Below are 18,833 nucleotides of genomic sequence, written 5' to 3'. Positions count from 1 at the left end.
GATGCCCCTTCCGCACGACAAGCAGTTCGCCCTCGCCGTCACCGTCGACTTCGACGCGCAGGCGGCGTGGCTGGCCAAGGGCAAGAACGACCCCGCCATCCTGGCCCGGGGCGAGTTCGGGGCCGAGGTGGGCGTGCCGCGGCTGCTCGACATCTTCGACCGCTACCGGATCCCGACCACCTGGGGCATCCCCGGCCACTCGATCATGACCTGGCCCGATCGCTGCAAGGCCGTTCTCGCCGGTGGGCACGAGATCTGCGCCCACGGGGTCTACCACGAGAACCTCACCGACATGCCCGAGCCCATCGAGCGCAAGCTCATGGAGCACCAGATCCAGCAGCACCTCGACGTGCTCGGCACGCGGCCCAGGGGCTACCGGGCGCCCTCGGGGACGATGACCCACAACACGTTCACCATCCTGGAGGACTTCGGGTTCGACTGGCACAGCAGCCTGTCGGGCCGCGACTTCGAGCCGTACCACCCGAGGGAGATCAAGGAGATCAACCTGCACGGGGCCACCGTCTTCGGCCGGCCGTACCGCGTGCTGGAGTTCCCGACCTCGTGGTTCCTGGAGGACTGGGTGGCCTTCGAGTACGTCGGCGGATACTCGATGGGCCTGTCCGACACCGACGTGGTCCTGCGGCGGTGGACCGACTCGCTCGACTACGGGCTGAAGTACGTGCGGCCGGGCGTGATGACCCTCGTGCTGCACCCGCAGTCGATCGGGCGGCCGCACCACATGATGATGCTCGACCGCTTCCTGGAGTACGCGACCTCGCTGCCGGAGCTGTGGATCGCCACGCTCAGCGACATCTTCGACGCCTGGACCGCCCCGGCGGCCCCGGCGGCCCCGGCGGAGTGAGGGGAGGGGCACGTGCCGATCCTGCGCATCGACGCCCGCTATGTGGTGGCCTTCCAGGACGGTGAGCACCGGCTGCTGGAGAACGGCACCGTCGTCGTGGACGGCGACCGCGTCGTCTTCGCCGGCCGCGGCTACGGGGGACCCGCCGACGAGTGGGTGGACGCCGGCGAGACGCTGGTGACGCCGGGCTTCATCAACACGCACGCCCACCTGGAGACCGCCCCGCTGGACAAGTCCTTCCAGGAGGACGTCGGGCAGCGGCAGTTCTTCTCCACCGGCCTGGTCGAGACCCTGCTGCTGCAGGAGGCGTCCATCGACGAGGAGGGCGTCGGCACCTGCATCGAGTTCTCGATGTCCGAGCTCATCCGTACGGGCACCACGACGGTGATGCACCAGGGGCTGCGGGGCCGGCGGGTGGCCGAGGCCTGCGACCGGGCGGGCCTGCGCGCCTACGTCGCCGACGGCTACAAGTCGGGCCGGTGGTACACCCCCGACGGGAACAGCGTCGCGTACGAGTGGGACGAGGACGGCGGGTTCGCCGGCCTGGAACGGGCCGTGCGGCTGATCGAGGACCTGCGCGGCCGCGGTTCTGACCGCGTGCGGGGCTTCCTGTCCCCGTGGCAGGCCAACACCTGCACGCCCGACCTGCTCAAGGAGTCGCGGCGGCTGTCCGACGAGCTGGAGGTGCCGCTGACGATCCACGCCGCCCAGGCCGTCTTCGAGGTGATGGACGTCATGGCGGCGCACGGCATGACGCCCATCGAGTATCTGGAGTCGGCCGGGTTCCTCGGCCCCCGGGTCGTGCTCGGTCACGCGATCTTCACCACCGGCACCTCGTGGCTGAACCTGCCCGGCGACGACCTGCGGCGCATCGCGGACTCCGGAGCCTCGATCTCCTACAACGCCTGGACGTTCGCCCGGCGCGGCATCATGGTCGAATCCCTCCCCGGTTACCGCAGAGCCGGCGTGAACATCACGCTCGGCACCGACACCACGCCGCAGTCCATGATCGAGTCGATCCGCTGGTCGGCGATCCTGGGCAAGGTGGCCGACCGGCGCGCCGACTCCTGGCTCGCCGCCCACCTGCTCGACGCCGCGACGGTCAACGCGGCCCGGCTGCTCGGCCGCGACGACCTGGGCAGGATCGCGCCGGGAGCCAAGGCCGACCTGCTGCTGTGGCGGCTCGACACCCCCGCCATGTCACCGGTCCGCGACCCCGTCAGGAACCTCGTCTACTACGCGACCCGGGAGGACCTGGCGTCGGTGATCATCGACGGCGCGTGGGTCATGCGGGACGGCGTCGTGCTCACCGTGGACGAGGAGGGGCTCGCCGAGCGCCTCCAGCGGGCCGGCGAGCGCTCCTGGGCCCGGGTGCCGGACCACGACCGGCTCGGCCGGACCCTCGAAGAGGTCGCGCCGTCCTCCCTCCGCCCGTTCCGCTGATGTGTTCTGTCCTCTACAGAAGGAGTTTCCCGTGAGTGCCGTCGAGAGCAAACTCGCGTCGATGGGCATCGAGCTGCCCCGTAAGATCCGGCCCGGCGCCGGCCTCGTGCCGGTCGTGCGGCACGGCGACCTGTTGTTCGTCTCCGGCCACGGCCCCGAGGACAACGACGGCAACCTGCTCTACCGCGGGCAGGTGGGCGCGGAGGTGAGCGTCGAGGACGCGATCAGGGCGGCCCGGGCCACCGGGGTGCAACTGCTGCGGACGCTGCGCGACCACCTGGGCGACCTCGACCGGATCGAGCGGATCGTCAAAGCCCTGGGGTTCGTGAACAGCGCGCCGGGGTTCCACGACCAGCCGGCGGTCATGCACGGCTTCTCGGATCTGATGGTCGAGCTGTTCGGGGCCAAGGGTCAGCACGCCCGCTCGGCCATCGGCACCTCCAGCCTGCCGTTCAACCAGCCCGTGGAGATCGAACTCGTCGTCGCCGTACGTCCCTGACCGCGCGGGCACGCGGCCCCGCCACCCGGCGGGGCCCGCGTGCTCAACCGGCCTTGTTCGGGTGCAGGACCACCTTGGTCCAGCCCTCCTCCCGCGCGTCGAAGTGCTCGTACGCCTCCGGCGCGTCGTCGAGGTCCAGCTCGTGCGAGACGATCCAGGACGGCCGGGCGCCGGCCTCGTGGATGAGGGCGCACAGCTGGCGGTTGTAGTTCTTGACGTTGCACTGGCCGGTGCTCATCGTCTGGCCCTTGGACCAGAAGGTCCCGTAGTCGATGGACACCTCTCCCCGCTTGTAGAGGTTGTTCCCACCGCCGGGGTCGCGGGGGACGAAGAGGCCGACGACCGCGATGTTCCCGGTGAACTTCACCGATTTGACCAGATTGTTCAGCGTCATGTTGGGACGCTCCGTGCCCTCCGGGTCGTGCGCCTGGAAGCCCACGCACTCGCAGCCCCGGTCGGCGCCGATCCCCTGGGTGAGCTCCAGGACCTGCTCGACCGGGCAGGACCGGGAGTCGTCGATCGGGATCGCGCCGATCTCCTCCGCCTTCGCCAGCCGGTCCGGATGGTGGTCGATGACCATCACGCCACTCGCGTTCCTGAGCAGGGCGGAGTAGGCGGCCATCAGGCCGACCGGGCCCGCGCCGTAGATCACGACGGTGTCGCCGGGCTGCACGCAGGCGAGCATCGTGGCGTGCCAGCCGGTGGGCCACACGTCGGCCAGCATCACGTAGTCGGTCTGCCTCTCCCGCGCGTCCTCGGGCAGGACGAGACAGTTGAAGTCGCCGTACGGCACGCGCAGCAGCTCGGCCTGGCCGCCGTTGTAGGGGCCCATGTCGGCGTAGCCGTACGCCGCGCCGGCCAGGCCCGGTGTGGGGTTCGTGGTGAGGCAGAAGGCGGTCAGGCCCTTCTCACAGTTGGCGCAGAAGCCGCACGAGATGTTGAACGGCAGGCACACCATGTCGCCGACCTTGACGTGGTCGACGGCGTCCCCGATCTCGACGACCTCGCCGAGGTTCTCGTGCCCGAGGACGCGACCCGGTTCGAAGCTGGTTCTGCCCTCGTACATGTGCAGGTCGGAGCCGCAGATGTTGGAGGTGGTGACGCGGACGAGGACGTCGGTGTGCCGCTCGATCCGGGCGTCCGGAACGGTGGTGACTTTGACCTGTCGAGGGCCTTCGTAGACCACGGCTTTCATGGCTACTCACAAACGCGATCGTTACGGCGGACGCGTGCGGAGCGGGTCGCGCGACGGCGGCCCGGCGGATGCGTTCCGGGTCCACGTGCCCGCTGTATCGGTGTGAAATGCGTACCCCCGCCGGGCGGGGCGAAAACCGCCGCCCGGCCTGGTCAGATGCCCCGATGGTGAGATGCCGCCGTGGTCAGATGCCGCCGTGGTCAGATGCCCCGGTGCTCTCCGCCGCTGACGTTCATGACCGTGCCGCTCACCCAGTCGCCGGACGGGTGGACGAGATAGCGGACGGCGGCCGCGATCGGGCCGGAGCCGCCGTAGCCCAGCGGGAAACGGCGCAGGTGCTCGGCGCGCTCCTCGTCCGTGGGCGGTGTGCCGGTGGTGCCCGTCGGCCCCGAGGAGATCGCGTTCACCCGGATGCCGAACTGCTCCAGCTGTGAGGACAGCGCGACGACCAGGCCGGACAGCGCGGCCTTCGCCGCGGAGTAGGCGGGGGAGTGGCCGATGCCGAAACCGCCGAGCCTGGCGGCGTTGGAACCGATGAAGACGACCCGGCCGTCGCCTCGCGGGATCATGTACGGCAGGGCCGCGGACGTGCACCACCAGGCCCCGTTGAGATTGACGTCGACGACCCGGCTCCACTCCTCCGGCGACTGGTTCCAGGTGTCCTGCCGGGCGATGTCCATGCCGGCGTTGTTCACCAGGACGTCGATCCCGCCGAACTCCTCGGCCGTGGCCCGGACGGCCTCGGCCACCTGCTCGCGGACCGCGACGTCCGCCTCGTGGACGCGGGCGATCCCGTCGTCGCCCGCCGCCACGCCCTCGATCCGCCGGTCCGCCACGACCACGGTCGCGCCGTCGGCCGCGAGCGTCGCGGCGACGTGCCTGCCGATGCCGCGGGCGCCTCCGGTGACGAGGGCGACCCGCCCCTCCAACACGGACATGCTGCTCCTTCAGGTGAGGTTGATGTAGATCTGCTTGGGCTCCAGGTAGGCCTCCAGGCCCTGACGGCCCAGTTCGCGGCCGATCCCGCTCGCCTTGAACCCGCCCCAGATCCCCTCGGTCGGGGCGGCCTGCGTGTCGTTCAGCCACACCACGCCCGCGCGTACGGCCTTGGCGACGCGTAGGCCCTGGCGGACGTCGTTGGTCCAGATCGCGGCGCCCAGGCCGAACGCCGTGTCGTTGGCGAGCCGGATCGCCTCGTCGGCGTCGTCGAACGGCAGCACGGTCATGACCGGCCCGAAGATCTCCTCCTGCGCGATCCGCAGGCGCTGGGACGGCGCGTGGAAGACGACCGGGGGGACGAAGTAGCCGCCGGCGAGCCGGTCTCCGGCGGGCGGCGTGCCGGCGTACACGACCCGCGCGCCCTCCCGCTCGCCGATCTCGATGTAGCGGTTCACCCGGTCGCGCTGCCGGGCCGAGACCAGCGGGCCCATGGTGGTCAGCGGGTCAAGCCCGTCGCCGAGGCGGAGCGCGCTCGCCCGCTCCGTGATCGCCGCCAGCGCGGCGTCGAAGACGTCCCGCTGGATCAGCACCCGGGTGCCCGCGGAGCACACCTCGCCCTGGTTGTCGAAGACGCCCCTGCACGTGCCCGCGACGGCCTCGTCGAAGGACGCGTCGGCGAACACGATGTTGGGCGACTTGCCGCCGAGTTCGAGGGTGACCCGCTTCAGCGCCGCTCCGGCGCCGGCGGCGACCGTCGCCCCGACCTCCCGGGAGCCGGTGAAGCTGATCTTGTCGACGCCTGGGTGCTCCACCAGCGGGGCGCCGGCGTCCGGCCCGGTTCCGGTGACGACGTTCAGCGCCCCGGCGGGCAGTCCCGCCGCAGCCGCGACGGCGGCCAGTTCCAGGGCGGTCAGCGGGGTGTCCTCGGCGGGCTTCAGCACCGCCGTGCACCCGGCGGCCAGCGCGGGGGCGACCTTCTGCGCGGCCATCAGCAGCGGGAAGTTCCAGGGGACGATGAGCCCGCACACCCCGACCGGCTCGTGCACGATCATGTTGATCGCCCCGGGGCCCACGGGGGTCACCTCGCCGGCGAGCTTGGTCACCCACCCCGCGTAGTACTCGAAGACGAAGGCCGCCTCCTCCACCTCGGCGAGGGCGTTCCGCAGGGGCTTGCCCGAGTCGCGCACCTCCAGCCGGGCCAGCTCGTCCGCGCGGGCGCGGATGCCCTCGGCCATGCGGTTCAGCACGGCGGCGCGGCGCCGGGGTGGCACCTCGCCGTTCCAGTGGCCCTCGTCGAAGCAGCGTCTGGCCGCCGCGACCGCCCGGTCCACGTCCGCCGCCCCGCCCGCCGGCACCGAGGTCAGCGTCGTGCCGGTGGCCGGCTCGACGACCGGCGTCCGGGCTCCGTCGCGGGCCTCGGTCCACTCGCCGCCGACGAACATCAGCCGTTCACCGCTCATTTCCGCACCGCCTCTTGTGCCGCCGGAGCCGTCCTGGGCCACTGACCGATGTCGATCCGCTGGGGGACGAAGCGCCCGGCTCCGCCGGAGCCCGTGAAGCGGCCGTCGCGGGCCACCACCCGGCCGCGGGAGATCGTGAGCTCGGGCAGGCCGACGCCGGTCATGCCCTCGTACGGCTCGTAGTCGCTGCCCCAGCCGGCCTCGAAGACCGGCCAGGTCCACTCCCGCTCGGGGTTCCACAGCACGAGGTCGGCGTCCGCGCCCACACGGATGACGCCCTTGCGGGGATAGATGCCGAACGTGCGGGCCGGGCCGGTGGCCGACACCTCGGTGAATCCCCGCAGGCCGAGCCGGCCCCGGGTCACCGCGTGGTGCCACAGCAGGGGGAGGCGCGCGTCCAGGCCGGGGGCCCCAGGAGGCAGCGCGGTGAAGTCGGCGGCGCCGGGGAGCTTGTGTTCCAGGCCGTACGCGCAGTGGTCGGAGGCCACGCTGCCCAGCACTCCGGCGCGCAGGGCGCCCCAGAGGCGGTCCTGATCGGCGGCGTCCCTGATCGGCGGCGTGATGACGTACTTCCACCCGTCGGGGCGTCCGTACACGGAGTCGTCGAGCACCAGATAGTGGGTGCAGGTCTCCGCCTGCACCAGGACGCCCGTCTCGCGGGCGGCCTCGATGGCGGACAGCGCCTCGCCGCCGGAGACGTGGTAGACGTACACCGGCGCGCCGAGTTCCCGCGCGAAGTGCGTCACCAGGCCGATCGCGGCGCTTTCTGCGCTGCCGGGACGGCTGCCGGGGAACCGGTCGATGACCGCGCCGGACTCGGCCAGCACCGCGGACTTGGCGTGTTCGAGGATGGCGTGGTTCTCCGCGTGGAATCCGGCGAGGCCGCCCGCCTCGGCCACCGTGGTCATCACCGCCCTGATCTCGCCGTCGTCGAGCCGGTCGTCGTACGTCGTGTAGATCTTGAAGGAGGCCAGGCCCTCGTCCACCAGAGTGGGGATCTCGCGCAGCCGCTCCGGGGTGATGCGGGCGATCACCGGGTGGAAGGTGTAGTCGATCACCGATGACGCCGCCTCGGCCATGCGCTCGCGCGCCGCGGCCACGAGCGACCCGCCGGAGGCCGGCACGAAGTCGATCACCGTGGTGGTGCCGCTGACGGCCGCCGCCCGGGTCGCGGAGGCGAAGTCGTCGAGGCTGCGGACGCCTTCCGCGATCGGCCAGGCGATGTGGGTGTGGGTGTCGATCCCCCCGGGGACCAGGACCGAGCCGGGACGGGCCTCGACGATCCGCGTCCCCCTCAGGGTGCCGGGCGCGGCGAGCGCCGCGATCTTCTCGCCCGCGACGCCGAGGTCGGCGACCTCGATGTCGTGCTCCGCCACGACGAGCGCGCCGCTCACTACGAGGTCAAAGTCATCACGCACCAGACATCTCCCGGCGATTATCCATCAATACAGAACGATGTCTATCGCAAAGCCCCTGCTAGTGTCCAGGTCTATCAAAAATGAGGAAGATGGCTGTATGGTGACGATCGTAAATCGTCGCCCCTGGGTGAAAGGTGATGCCAACATGACCGCTGTGCAGACCCACGGCCTCGGCAACCGGGACCTGCTCGACCAGTACCTGGCGGCCGGGTTCGCCGGGAGTGTCGGATGGGGGGAACGCGTCGCCCTCCTGGTCATCGACATGGCCGGTGCCTGGACACGGCCGGACGAGATGATCGGCGCCGACCTCGACGGCGTGCTGCACAACATCCGGCGGCTTCTGGAGGTCGTGCGCGAGCGGGACGACATCCCGGTGGTGTTCACCACCATGGCGTACGACGAGACGTACTCCGACCTGCCCCTCGTGACCCGGCTCAAGACCCCGCACTCGGAGCGCATGATCCGCGGGTCGGAGCGCGTCCGGCTGGTGCCCGAACTGGACCGCCGCCCGCACGAGGCGCTCATCGAGAAGCCGCGGGCCAGCGCGTTCTTCAACACCAACCTGCTGAGCATCCTCGTCGCCCAGCGGATCGACACGGTGATCGTCGTCGGGTGCAGCACCAGCGGGTGCATCCGCTCGACCTGCGAGAGCGCCCTCGACTACGGCTTCCGCGCCATCGTCCCGGCCGAGGCCGTCGGCGACCGCTCGGCCTCGGCGCACGAGGCCAACCTGTTCGACATCAACGCCCGCTACGCCGACGTGCTGCCCATCGAGGAGGTCATCGACCACCTCGGGCGACGCCCGCGGACGGGCGCCGTCACGACTGGCGGGTGAACATCAGCAACCGGTCGAAGATGCGGACCTGGTCGCTGCGGGAGAACTCGGTGACCTCGTCGATCAGCCGGGTGAGGTGACGGGCCATCGCCTCCTCCGCCGCCGCCGGATCGCGGCGGCGGATCGCGGAGACGATCTCCACGTGCTCGGGCACGGACTGGCCCACGGTGCCGTGACCGCCGGTGATCACGTCGAGGACCTTCTCCAGCGGGATGAGCGACTCGTTGAGCACGGCGCCCGCCAGCGCCCCCAGCAGGTCGCTGCCCGCGATGCGGGCGATCGCGCGGTGGAAGTCCATGCCGACCTGGCGGGCGTCCTCGTCGTCGGCCAGTCGCTTCTCGTGACTGCGCAGGATCTCCTCGAGGCTCGCGACGTCGTCGTCGGTCGCCTTGCTCGCCGCCCGGCCGGCGATCTCCCGCTCGACGCCGCGCCGGGCGTGCAGCAGGTCGAGAAGCTGCTCCACGGTGCGGATGTCGAAGGCCCGGGCGAACTCCTCCTCGTGGCGCTGCCGTGCGGACAACGCCTCGGCGCAGCGCCGCCCGTGCTCGGTCAGCGTGCGGCCCTTGCGTCCCGAGGGCATGGTGAGGCCGAAGTCGTCCAGGCGTTTGAAGATCCGTGAGACGGTCGCCTCGCTGACCTCCAGCCCGCTCTCGCGCAGCTGGCGGCCCGCGAGCCGGGCGCCCACGGGACCGTCGGCCCGCAACACGATGCCGAGCAGCCGCTCCTCTTCGAGGTTCAGTTCGGGAGTGGTGCCGTTCACCGTGGATGCGTCGGAAGCCGATGGTCGCGCTCGCCTAGCCACTTTGCGAGCCTCCCCATCCTCAAGGACCCCACTGAAGCGCCCATAATATCGTTCCGCCCGGCGCCTGGAACGTCGTTCGAGGCGCCGTACCCGGCTGTCGGGATCGGTGAGCTCGACCCCCGGCGCCTCAGCCGTCCGGCCGCCGCAGGGGGAGCCGGGCGGCGAGCACGAAACCGCCCTCGGGAGTCGGCCCGGAGAAGAACCGGCCCTGCGCGAGGGACACGCGCTCCCGGATGCCGGCCAGGCCGTACCCGCCACCGAGGGAGGGCGCGGCCCTGACCGCCTTTCCGCCGGGATCGCCGCGGTCCGGCGTGTCGACCACGGAGACGGCCACCTGGTCGCCTGTGACCTCGCACGTGACCTGCACCCGGGAGTCCGGCGCGTGCTTGCGCACGTTGCTGAGCCCCTCCTGCACCAGCCGGTAGCAGGCGTGCGAGACCTGTCTCGGCAGCGCCCCCGGGGGAGCGTCGAGGCGGAGATCCACCTTGATTCCGGTCGCCTGCGCCTCGCCGACCAGCCGGGCGATCGCCTCGGTGCCCTCGGCGAGGTCCCCGTCCTCGCGGCGGAGCACGGTGAGCAGCTGCCGCAGTTCGCCAAGCGCCTGCACACCCTTGTCCTCGATGGCCGCCGTCAGCTCCTGGATCTCGCCCGGCTCGGTGGTGTCACGGGCCATGCCGGCGTTGAGCACCATCGCGGTGACCGCGTGGGTGACGGTGTCGTGCATCTCCCTGGCGATCTTGCGGCGCTCCTCGGAGGCGGCGATCTCCTCGCGTTCGCGTACGCCGAGACGCAGGTCCCTGATGAGCTGCCGGTAGGCGTACACCCAGGTGCCGACCACCGCGGGCAGGTAGATGAGGGTCAGCGCGCGCACGATGTTCAGGTAGACCGAGTGGTCGGTGTGGGGGTTCACGTAGTCGACGGCGAAGTAGACCACCGTCAGGGCCAGGGCGACGTACTGCCACCGGCGCACCCGGTGCTCGGCCGTCATCGAGAAGACGGCGAGGATCATCGGCACGACCTGCCCGGTGAAGCAGGCGCACACGGCCGAGGCGACGATCGCGGGCCAGGGGGTGCGGCGCCGCACCAGCATGGCCGCCGCGGTGATCGCCCCTATCGCGATCTCGAGCCCGTCCGGCGTGCTGCCCCAGAGGGAGAAGCTGTAGCCGATGAGGGTGGTGGGGATGGTGAAGGCGATGACGGCCGTGGCCAGCGCCGCGTCGACGAACCAGTCACGACGGCGAACTATCCCCCATTTTGTCCACATGATGCTAGTTTGCGACTTTTATCCGATAGTCGTCACATCGAGCATCGCCGCACGTCACCCGCCTGAAGACCGGGCGCTCGACGCGGGGCGGTCTTGACGGAATCAAATGAACGGCCATTTAATTCCGGCATGGGGCGGATCCCGGGCGTCACCGCCGCGGAGACGCGGGAGCGGCTGTTGCGCGCCGCCGTCGACGTGTTCGCCAGGCGCGGGTACGACGGCACGCGCGTGGCCGACATCGCCGCGGCGGCCGGGGTGAGCAACGGGGCCCTGTACGCGCACTTCGGCTCCAAGGCGGAGCTGATCGTGGCCGCACTGCGCGCCCACGGGCCGCGGCTGCTGGCCGATCTGCTGGCCGCCGACCCCGACCGGCCGGTCGCGGACCTGCTCGTCGCCGTGGGCCGCCGCCTCCCGCGCCGTCCCGACGCCCGCGGCTCCCTGATCGTCGAGGCGCTCGTCGCGGCCCGCCGTGACGAGGACGTGGCCCGCCCGATGCACGACTACGTCGGCGAGCGGGCCGACTGGCTCGCCGGGCTCGTCCGCGCCGCCCAGCACGACGGCGAGATCGACGCGGCCCTCTCTCCCGGCGCGGTCGCCCACTTGTGCCTCCTGCTCGCGATGGGCAGCGCGCTCCTCACGCCGGACCTGCACGCGGTCGGCGACGAGGAGTGGAGCGCCCTGCTCACCCGTCTCGTCACCGCCATCGCCCCGACCGACCCCACACACCACAAGGGGGAGCACCAGTGAAAGTGCAGATCGATCCCGAGCGCTGCCAGGGACACGGCCGCTGCTACGACCTCGCGCCCGGCCTGTTCAAGGAGGACGACGAGGGCTACGGGCAGGTCGCCGGCGACGGCGTCGTGCCGCCGGGCGAGGAGCGCGCGGCGCGGGTCGCGGCCTCCAACTGTCCCGAGAAGGCGGTCGCTCTCCTTGAGGAGGCGTGAGATGACCGTCGACGACCGCTTCGTCCGCGACTTCCGGGAGTCGCAGGAGGCGCCCCTCGGCACGCGCAACGAGATCATCACCGGGCCCGTCTCCGACTGGGCGACCGACTTCTCCCACCTGGAGCCCGAGTGGGCCGCCGATCCGTACCCCATCCAGGACGACCTGCGGGAGCGCTGCCCGATCGCGCACACCGAGAGGTTCGGCGGCGGATGGCTGCCGACGCGGTACGAGGACGTCGCGGCCATCGCCTACGACACCGAGCGCTTCTCCTCCCGGGCGATCATCATGAGCAACTACCGGCCGCCCAGGGAAATCGCGCCGGTGGGAGCCGTACCGCCGATCTCCTCCGACCCGCCGTTCCACCACGACGCGCGCAAGCTGCTGCTCCCGGCGTTCACCAAGAAGGAGGTGGCGAAGCGGGAGGAGGCGACCCGGGCGTTCTGCCACTCGCTGATCGACGCGTTCGAGGGCGCGGAGATCGTCGACGCCGCCCGTGACTACGCGCAGCACATCCCGATGCGGGTCATCTCCGACATGCTGGGCTTCCCGCCCGAGGACGGGCCGCGGTTCCGGGAGTTCATCGAGCACGCGCTCGAAGGCGTGAACCTTCCGCCGGAAGAGCGGGTCGCGAACATGGGGGAGCTGTTCGACTACCTGCTGGAGCAGATCCGCGACCACGTCGGCGACCCACGCGACGACCTCACCACCTACCTGATCGAGGCGGAGCTGTACGGCAACAAGCTCGACCCCTCGCACGTGGCCGGCACGATGGCCCTGCTGCTCATCGCCGGGATCGACACGACGTGGAGCGCGATCGGCGCCTCGCTGTGGCACCTGGCGAAGACCCCGGCCGACCGCGAGCGCCTGGTCGCCGAGCCGGAGCTGCTGCCGACCGCGATGGAGGAGTTCCTCCGGGCGTACGCGCCGGTCACGATGGCCCGGCTGGTCAAGGAGGACATGCACTGGCGCGGCGTCGACATGAAGGCCGACGACTGGGTCCTGCTGTCGTTCCCGGCCGCCAACCGCGACCCCGCGCAGTTCGACCGGCCCGACGAGGTGATCATCGACCGCGAGATCAACCGGCACGCGGCGTTCGGGCTCGGCATCCACCGGTGCGTGGGTTCGCACCTGGCCCGCATGGAGCTCCGGGTCGCCCTGGAGGTCTGGCTGGAGCGGGTCCCCGTGTTCGGCCTCGCCGACCCCTCGGCCGTGGCCTGGGCCCCCGGCCAGGTGCGGGGACCGCGCACGCTTCCGCTCCGCATCGGCTGACCGCCCGCGAGGTCGTCGCCGGGGTCCGGATGATCGGGGCCGGCCGTCATCGAGCGGCAGGACGGGGGCGCGCCGCGTCGGCGTACGCCGTCAGGGTGCGCCGGGCGGTGCGCGCCCAGCTGTAGCGCTCCCGCACGTACGCGGCCCCTCGCTGGGCGAGCCGGTCCGCCGCCTCGGTGTCGCCGAGGACGCCCAGCATGGCCGCGGCCAGCTCGCCGGGATCGTCGCGTGCGCAGCGGACGGCGCCGTCGAGCCGGCCCTCGCCGCCGGGCAGGTAGCGCCGCCGCACCTCCGCGCGGACCCGGTCGCGCTCGTCGTCCGGCAGCCCCGCCAGCCGAAGCGGGGAGCCCGGCCTGCGGCGGCAGCGGGACGCAAGACGGTTCCAAGCGGTCTGCCGTAATCAGGAGGGAAAGGAGAGGAGAAGCGATGCGTGCGGCGATTCTGGGAGTGGCGCTGGCCGGTGCGCTGGCGGCGGGCCTGCCCGCGACGGCGGCCGGCGCGGTCACGGGCGCGGTCACGGGCGCGGTCACAGGGGCGGACGTCGGCCGGGGGACGGTCACCTCGTCGCCCGCGCACTCGGGGCGGGCCGAGGCACGGGTGTGGACCACCGGCTTCGGGGAGCGGTACTTCCAGATCTACGGCCGGCTGTACGACCGCGACCGGCACCGGGGCCACTGCGCCTCCGTCCAGGCCGTGTTCCACTACCGCACCGGCGAGAGGGAGCGGTCGCCGTCCCGCGGGTTGTGCTCGCCCTCAGGCAGCCGCTACGTGGGCTTCCTCTTCGAGTCGCGTGGCAAGGTCACGAGGGTCGACCTGCGGGTCTGCGTCACCAAAGGACTCGAAGGCCCGGCCGCGCACTGCGCGACGAAGACGATCAGAGCGTGAATCGCCCGCCGGTTTCTACGTACGGAGCGGTGCCAGGTCGTCGCCCGCTCCGGAACAGGCGCGGATCACGTCCGGCGTGAGCGTCACGCCCGGTACGCCACACAGCACCTCATGGAGGTCCTGCGAGGCCGCCAACTGCGAGAGCGACTCCGGCAGGTCCTGCACACCGGAACCTTCCGTGATCCGTTCGACGGCCTCGGGATGCGACTCCAGGTAGTCCGCCAGCTCCGGCCATCGGATGCGAAGAAGCGTCCACAGCGCGAGGGTGTCGGTCGGCACCAGGCTGCCCTCCAGAACGCGTACGGCACGCAGGACGGTGTAGGTGTTGACGAACCGTTTCATCGCGCGCGGATTGCTGTGCAGCAACCGGGAGAACTTCGCGAGGGCGTGGTGGGAGACGTCCTGTACGCCGGCGTCGAGCATCCGTTCGACCGCCTGCGAGGCCACGATCTCGCGGACCTGGGGGTCGGCTTTCGCCAACGTCTCCAGCACCTCGATCTCGTCGCTGCTCGTGGTGAGTGCCGCGCGGACCCGGTCGGCGGTGGCCGGCGGTGGCTTCGCGACGTTCACGCCGAGCAGCTCGCCGAAGTACAGGTCCCGGCTGGCTCCGCCGAGTTTGGGCATGGGGACGCTGAGCTGGAAGAGCTTGTCCAGGAACAGGTAGCCGATGGGGCGTCCCGGCTCGGCGACCGCCGATGTGAACGTCTCGTAGGCGTTCTCGTAGGCGCAGCGCAGCCAGGCGCCGTCCATCGCGACGACGAAGCTCGGGGCATGGAAGTCCGGAGTGTGGCGTACGGGCCGACGCCAGTGCTCGGGCACGTCGCGGACGAGCGTCTGGACGGAATCGAGGAAGTTCACGACGTAGTCGGCGTTGCAGCGGTCGAGGTCCTCCACGAAGACGACGATGGGCCGGCCGGCGTGGCGCACGAGCCAGGCGATGTGCTCGGCGACGTCGTTCATTGGGTCGGTGTGGGACTGCTCGAAGGTGCGGGCCCTGCGCGCCGATCCCCACATCGCGTACCTGCTGACGAGGATCCCGGCCGTCCACAGCGCGCCGGCCGCTCCGACGACGGTGGTGACGGTCTTGAAGGTCGGCTCGACGCTGCGGACCGTGATGACGCCCGCCCTGAACAGGAACGCGGCGAGGAGCGCCGCGCCGACCAGCAGCAGGCCCGACAGCACCTGAGGGGCGCCGTCGCGACGGACACGCGCGAGGAGCTCTCGTATGAGGAAGAAGGGACGCCGCCAGCGGGGCCTGTGCTGGACGACCGCCTTGCGGATGGTGGTGAGCAGCGCCCACCAGGGTGGTTCGATCCGCACGTGCCGCCAGGTGTCGAAGAAAGCCACGATCGAGTCGCTCCGCAGGTCGCGGGCGAGCAGCTTGAGCAGGGTGCTCTTGCCCGTCCCCCACGAACCGTCGACGTGCACCAGAAACGACGCGTCCGGGGCCTCCGTCCGCGCGTGGCGCAGTTGCCTGGCGAGCACGTTCGCCAGCGCGGCCCGCCTGAGCACATCGCGGTCGGCCGGCGCGTCGCTGACCCACTGCGTGCGCTCCCGCCCGCCCGGCGCGAACTCTCCGGGCCTTCGGCGCCGGGCCTCGGGAACCTCGGCGGCCCGCTCCCGAGCAGAGCGGACGACGGCGCCGAACTCCGGCCACATCTCGGCGAGAGCGGGAGCCGGGCTCATGTACCCGGCTCTGTCGTCTGGACCGTCCACCGCGTAGAGGATGCCGAGCACCGCACCGAGTTCGGGGCTCCAGACGGGCGCTCCGGAGTAGCCGGCCGTGAACCCCGTGCTGTCGGTGGCCTCCAGTTGGACGGCGCCGTTCGGCAGGCTTCCCACCGTGCGCCCGGACGCCCAGCGCCCGTCTTGGTAGCCGCGCGGAAATCCGTAGGCGCTGACCTGAAGACCGGGCGGCGCGGCGGCGGCGAACTCGACCGGCCGGACGTCCGGCGGCAACGACCTTTCCAGCCGGAGGACGGCGAGGTCCCCGGTTCCGGGCTCCGAACCCGGCACCTGCGGCGCCCAGAAGTGGACACTCGCCCGCAAGGGCCCGGTGCGGAGGAACGGGAAGTCCACGAGCACGGTCCCCGGCTGCTCGTTACTCCCGCGGGCGATCACATGCGCGCACGTCAGCACGAGATCCGCGGCGACGAGCACGCCGGCGCCCCTGACCGCCCCTGTTTCGTCGCTGATGCCGGCGACGGCCTGCTCGATTGTGGAAGCCGGGGGAGTGCTCATGGTCACATCGTCCTACGCCCCGACAGGACATGCGGCACTTCTCACCTACCATGACCCGGTCGTCCGTACGGCCGGTGGGCGAAGGGGGGCCCGCCGTGGACGGGCACGGCGGGCCCTGCCGGTCACTTGGCGGTGTTGTCGACCTCCAGCACGAGCCGCGCGAGCTCGAACCGGTCGAGGTTGGGCGCGTACGCCGTGGCGTTGCCGAGGACGAGCGCCCCGGAGGCGGTCGTCAGGGTGAGCGGCGTCGCCTGGGACCAGAAGTTGTCCCACGCGTAGCTGTGCCGGAACACGCCGCGCGTCGTCGCCCCGCCCGTCTCGGTGATGTCGAGGAACCGGCTGATGACGTCGGTGTTGTACGGGTGCCCGGTGTTCCTGTCGGCGTTGGCGTAGCGCGCCACCAGGACGTACTCGCCGGGGCCGAACCCCTTGGGCCGGGTCAGGGTGAGCGTGTTGCCCGCGCCGTTGCCGATGTCGCCCACGTAGGCGCCGGCGGAGGCGTTCGAGCCGCTCGTGGCCGGGACGGTGACCACGCGGGCCGTTCCGGCGCGCTGCGCCTGCTCGGCCTCGATCCGGTAGGCCGCCGCGTCCGCCTCCTCGGCCCGGACCGTGGTCAGGCCGCGCAGCCGCAGGCCGGCCGGGCCGCCCACCTGGACCACCGAGACGCCGGCCGGGAGGTACACGCGGGCCCGGGAGGCCGCCTCGCCGGGGCGCGTGGCCCGCACCCCGGCGATCCGCCGTCCGTCGACGCGGACGTCGAGGTCGCCGGCTCCCGCCGCCTTGTAGGAGAAGGTGAGGTCGTAGTAGCCGTCCTCGCTCACGGCGGCGAAGAACGTCGCGCGGGCGGTGCCGCCGAGCGTGACGGCGGCGCCCTTGCCCTCACGGGCGATGCCCGCGCCGCCGGACAGCCGGGCCTCGTCGGCCGGGTACGCCGCCCGCTCGGGTCCTGTGACCTCGGTGAGGTCGAACCTGTCCAGCGTGATGTCGCTGCCGGGCAGCAGGGTCGTGCCGTCGGCGCTGGTGCGCAGGGACAGCTCGTGGGCGCCGGCGGTCAGCTCGACCTCCACGTCGGTGCGGCCGCGGTAGGTCCAGCCGAGGTCGGCGGAGTACTGCACGATCTGGTCGAGCGTGCCGTCCACGAACAGCGCGTGCCTGCCCGGCGCCTTGTTCGCGCCCTGGAAGACGCCCAGGCGGTAGCGGCCGTCGCGGGGCACGGTCACCGGGAACGTGACGGCGGAGCCGGCCTTGTTCATGGAGCCGACGTCCCGCTTGCCGAGGTCGCGTAGAGCTGCGGGTCGGCCGTGGTGTCCTGGTTGTACGCCTGAGCCGAGGTGAGCGTGGCCGACTCGGCCTCGACCGAGACGCTCCACGGAGCGTCGGGCGCGGGCGCGCCGCCGCTCGACGGGACGATCGTGACCCGGTAGGCGGCCATCACGTCGCCGCCCGGCAGGTCGACCTGGAGCGTGCCGCCACGCACAGTGGTCCGGGTGGCCGCGACGACCGGCGGCCGCGTGGCGTCGCCCTCGTAGCCGGTCCACGTCGTCTTGGACACGACGACGTCGACCCGCGTGCCGAAGACCGCGGGGTCGAGCCCGGAGAGGTCCAGCCGGACCGGCGCGGCGCCGCCGCCGACCAGCACGGTGCCCCGCCGTACGGAGGGGTCGACGGCCGCGAGGGCCTGGACCGTGTCGGGGACGTCCGGCTGCGGCGGGGTGACCTTCACCGTCTGTCCGGTCAGGTCCGCGTACCACTTGAGCAGCCACCACGCGCCGTTGGCCTGGCGGGTGCGCACGGCGTGGTCGGAGAGGTTGCCGGCGTAGGTCCAGAACGCCATGTCGGCGTCGACCTTGGTGTCCTCGAACATGGTGATCCACTGGACCATCTGGCCGGGGACCGACATGTCACGCCGGTTGCCGTACTCGTCGATGTTGATCGGCAGCGGGCCGACGCCGAGTTCGCGCTCCATCCGCCGGTAGTCCTCGTAGCGGCCGCGGTAGTCGGCGAGGCTGCCGCGGGACAGTTCGTGCCAGGCCATGATGTCCGGCAGGCAGCTCTTCCCGCCGCAGGTGTCGTCCTTGGCCCAGGTGAGGAAGTCGCGCAGGCGGCCGGGGTTGTACCACGACTCGTTCGGGCCGACGATGCGGGCGCCGGGGTCGATCGAGCGGATGCGCTCGACGACCGCCTTCCAGTCGCTGAAGAACTTCTGCTTCATCGTGGACCAGTTCTGGTACCAGATCCAGTCGGGCTCGTTGAACGGCACCCAGACGAACCTGTCCTTGTCCTTCGGGCGCTCGGTGACGACCTTGCGGACCATCGCGTCGACCTTGGCGAGGTAGTCGTCGATGCCGAGGTTCTCGTAGGGCCACTTGCTGTAGACGTCCTGCATGTAGACGACGATCTCCTCGCCGCCCGAGGCGAAGAAGCCATCCGCGATCTTGAGCGCGTCGCCGTTGGGGTGCTGGTCGCCGTCCGGGGCCTTCTGGGCGACCGTACGCGGCCGGGCGCCGGCGACGAGGGGGTCTCCCGGGACGCCCGGGTCGGACAGGCCGTACAGCATGCCGGTCGCGCCGCCGTGGACCGGCCCGGTGGCCTGGGCGAAGTCGACCGCGACGACGTCGGCGGCGGTGTCCGCGCCGGCCGGGCCGGCGAGGGGCCCGGCGGTCAGGGCCGCCGCGGCGAGGGCCGCGGTCACGGCCGTCACGCGGGCACGCCGGAATGACCTTTGTCGGTGCATGGGTGTCCTCTCCTGTCACCGGGACGCGTGAGCGCCCCGGAG

The 18,833-nt window shown here is 71.6% G+C and carries 18 protein-coding genes; 8 read left to right on the top strand and 10 right to left on the bottom strand.

What is annotated here, in order from left to right; all coding sequences use genetic code 11:
- Position 1 precedes the first annotated feature (1 nt).
- The 3 genes from ABZ857_RS09005 to ABZ857_RS08995 are packed head-to-tail and all read left to right on the top strand — an operon-like array spanning position 2 to position 2,804.
- Positions 2-862: a polysaccharide deacetylase gene (locus ABZ857_RS09005; RefSeq protein ID WP_357039918.1), complete on the top strand. Its 861-nt coding sequence runs from the start codon at positions 2-4 to the stop codon at positions 860-862.
- A 12-nt stretch (positions 863-874) separates the two neighbouring features.
- A complete protein-coding gene (locus tag ABZ857_RS09000; RefSeq protein WP_357039915.1) occupies positions 875-2,305 on the top strand; it encodes an amidohydrolase family protein in 1,431 nt (476 codons plus the stop codon).
- A gap of 31 nt (positions 2,306-2,336) precedes the next feature.
- Positions 2,337-2,804 (top strand): RidA family protein, encoded by a 468-nt coding sequence (locus ABZ857_RS08995; RefSeq protein WP_357039912.1) that lies wholly within the window; start codon positions 2,337-2,339, stop codon positions 2,802-2,804.
- Positions 2,805-2,847: 43 nt separating this feature from the next.
- Here the strand turns inward: ABZ857_RS08995 and ABZ857_RS08990 are convergent, their stop codons facing one another.
- The 4 genes from ABZ857_RS08990 to hydA all read right to left on the bottom strand — a co-directional run bounded on the left by ABZ857_RS08990 (position 2,848) and on the right by hydA (position 7,816).
- Positions 2,848-3,999, bottom strand: coding sequence for a glutathione-independent formaldehyde dehydrogenase (locus ABZ857_RS08990; protein WP_357039910.1), 1,152 nt, complete (start codon positions 3,997-3,999; stop codon positions 2,848-2,850).
- Positions 4,000-4,199: 200 nt separating this feature from the next.
- The gene (locus tag ABZ857_RS08985) at positions 4,200-4,937 is read right to left on the bottom strand and encodes an SDR family NAD(P)-dependent oxidoreductase (protein ID WP_357039907.1); all 738 of its coding nucleotides are present in this window, start codon (positions 4,935-4,937) and stop codon (positions 4,200-4,202) included.
- Between the two features lie 9 nt (positions 4,938-4,946).
- Entirely contained in the window at positions 4,947-6,398 is a 1,452-nt protein-coding gene (locus tag ABZ857_RS08980; protein WP_357039904.1) for an aldehyde dehydrogenase family protein, read from the bottom strand.
- Positions 6,395-7,816, bottom strand: a complete 1,422-nt coding sequence (gene hydA, locus ABZ857_RS08975; RefSeq protein WP_357039901.1) for a dihydropyrimidinase — start codon at positions 7,814-7,816, stop codon at positions 6,395-6,397. Before hydA ends, ABZ857_RS08980 begins: the two co-directional genes overlap by 4 nt.
- A 145-nt stretch (positions 7,817-7,961) precedes the next feature.
- Here hydA and ABZ857_RS08970 point away from each other — a divergent pair, with 145 nt between their 5' ends.
- On the top strand, positions 7,962-8,651 hold the full coding sequence (locus tag ABZ857_RS08970) for an isochorismatase family protein (protein WP_357039898.1): 690 nt from the start codon (positions 7,962-7,964) through the stop codon (positions 8,649-8,651).
- Here the strand turns inward: ABZ857_RS08970 and ABZ857_RS08965 are convergent.
- A complete protein-coding gene (locus ABZ857_RS08965; protein ID WP_357039896.1) occupies positions 8,635-9,411 on the bottom strand; it encodes an FCD domain-containing protein in 777 nt (258 codons plus the stop codon). The genes ABZ857_RS08970 and ABZ857_RS08965 overlap by 17 nt on opposite strands.
- A 169-nt stretch (positions 9,412-9,580) precedes the next feature.
- Positions 9,581-10,717: a histidine kinase gene (locus tag ABZ857_RS08960; RefSeq protein ID WP_357039893.1), complete on the bottom strand. Its 1,137-nt coding sequence runs from the start codon at positions 10,715-10,717 to the stop codon at positions 9,581-9,583.
- 129 nt (positions 10,718-10,846) lie between these two features.
- On the opposite strand from ABZ857_RS08960, the gene ABZ857_RS08955 reads away from it, so the two are divergent.
- From ABZ857_RS08955 to ABZ857_RS08945, 3 genes are read left to right on the top strand one after another with little or no spacing between them, the layout of a single operon-like run.
- Entirely contained in the window at positions 10,847-11,464 is a 618-nt protein-coding gene (locus tag ABZ857_RS08955; protein ID WP_357039890.1) for a helix-turn-helix domain-containing protein, read from the top strand.
- Positions 11,461-11,661, top strand: coding sequence for a ferredoxin (locus ABZ857_RS08950; protein WP_357039887.1), 201 nt, complete (start codon positions 11,461-11,463; stop codon positions 11,659-11,661). Before ABZ857_RS08955 ends, ABZ857_RS08950 begins: the two co-directional genes overlap by 4 nt.
- 1 nt (position 11,662) lies before the next feature.
- Positions 11,663-12,931, top strand: a complete 1,269-nt coding sequence (locus ABZ857_RS08945) for a cytochrome P450 (protein ID WP_357039884.1) — start codon at positions 11,663-11,665, stop codon at positions 12,929-12,931.
- Between the two features lie 46 nt (positions 12,932-12,977).
- On the opposite strand, the gene ABZ857_RS08940 is transcribed toward ABZ857_RS08945, so the two are convergent.
- Positions 12,978-13,220, bottom strand: coding sequence for a hypothetical protein (locus ABZ857_RS08940; protein ID WP_357039881.1), 243 nt, complete (start codon positions 13,218-13,220; stop codon positions 12,978-12,980).
- A 137-nt stretch (positions 13,221-13,357) separates the two neighbouring features.
- Between ABZ857_RS08940 and ABZ857_RS08935 the strand changes: the two genes are divergently transcribed.
- A complete protein-coding gene (locus ABZ857_RS08935; RefSeq protein ID WP_357039878.1) occupies positions 13,358-13,816 on the top strand; it encodes a hypothetical protein in 459 nt (152 codons plus the stop codon).
- Positions 13,817-13,831: 15 nt separating this feature from the next.
- On the opposite strand, the gene ABZ857_RS08930 is transcribed toward ABZ857_RS08935, so the two are convergent.
- From ABZ857_RS08930 to ABZ857_RS08920, 3 genes are all read right to left on the bottom strand, one after another.
- Positions 13,832-16,057 carry a P-loop NTPase fold protein gene (locus ABZ857_RS08930; RefSeq protein ID WP_357039875.1) on the bottom strand — a complete coding sequence of 742 codons (2,226 nt, stop codon included), beginning with the start codon at positions 16,055-16,057 and terminating at the stop codon, positions 13,832-13,834.
- Between the two features lie 122 nt (positions 16,058-16,179).
- On the bottom strand, positions 16,180-17,310 hold the full coding sequence (locus tag ABZ857_RS08925; protein WP_357039872.1) for a hypothetical protein: 1,131 nt from the start codon (positions 17,308-17,310) through the stop codon (positions 16,180-16,182).
- Positions 17,307-18,758, bottom strand: a complete 1,452-nt coding sequence (locus tag ABZ857_RS08920; RefSeq protein WP_357039870.1) for a hypothetical protein — start codon at positions 18,756-18,758, stop codon at positions 17,307-17,309. The genes ABZ857_RS08925 and ABZ857_RS08920 overlap by 4 nt, the downstream gene beginning before the upstream one ends.
- Positions 18,759-18,833: the final 75 nt, after the last annotated feature.

This window comes from Microbispora sp. NPDC046933 (genome assembly GCF_040644635.1).
GTDB lineage: Bacteria > Actinomycetota > Actinomycetes > Streptosporangiales > Streptosporangiaceae > Microbispora.
The sequence above is the reverse complement of the archived record's forward strand: the minus strand, read 5'-3'. Positions and strand labels throughout refer to the sequence as shown.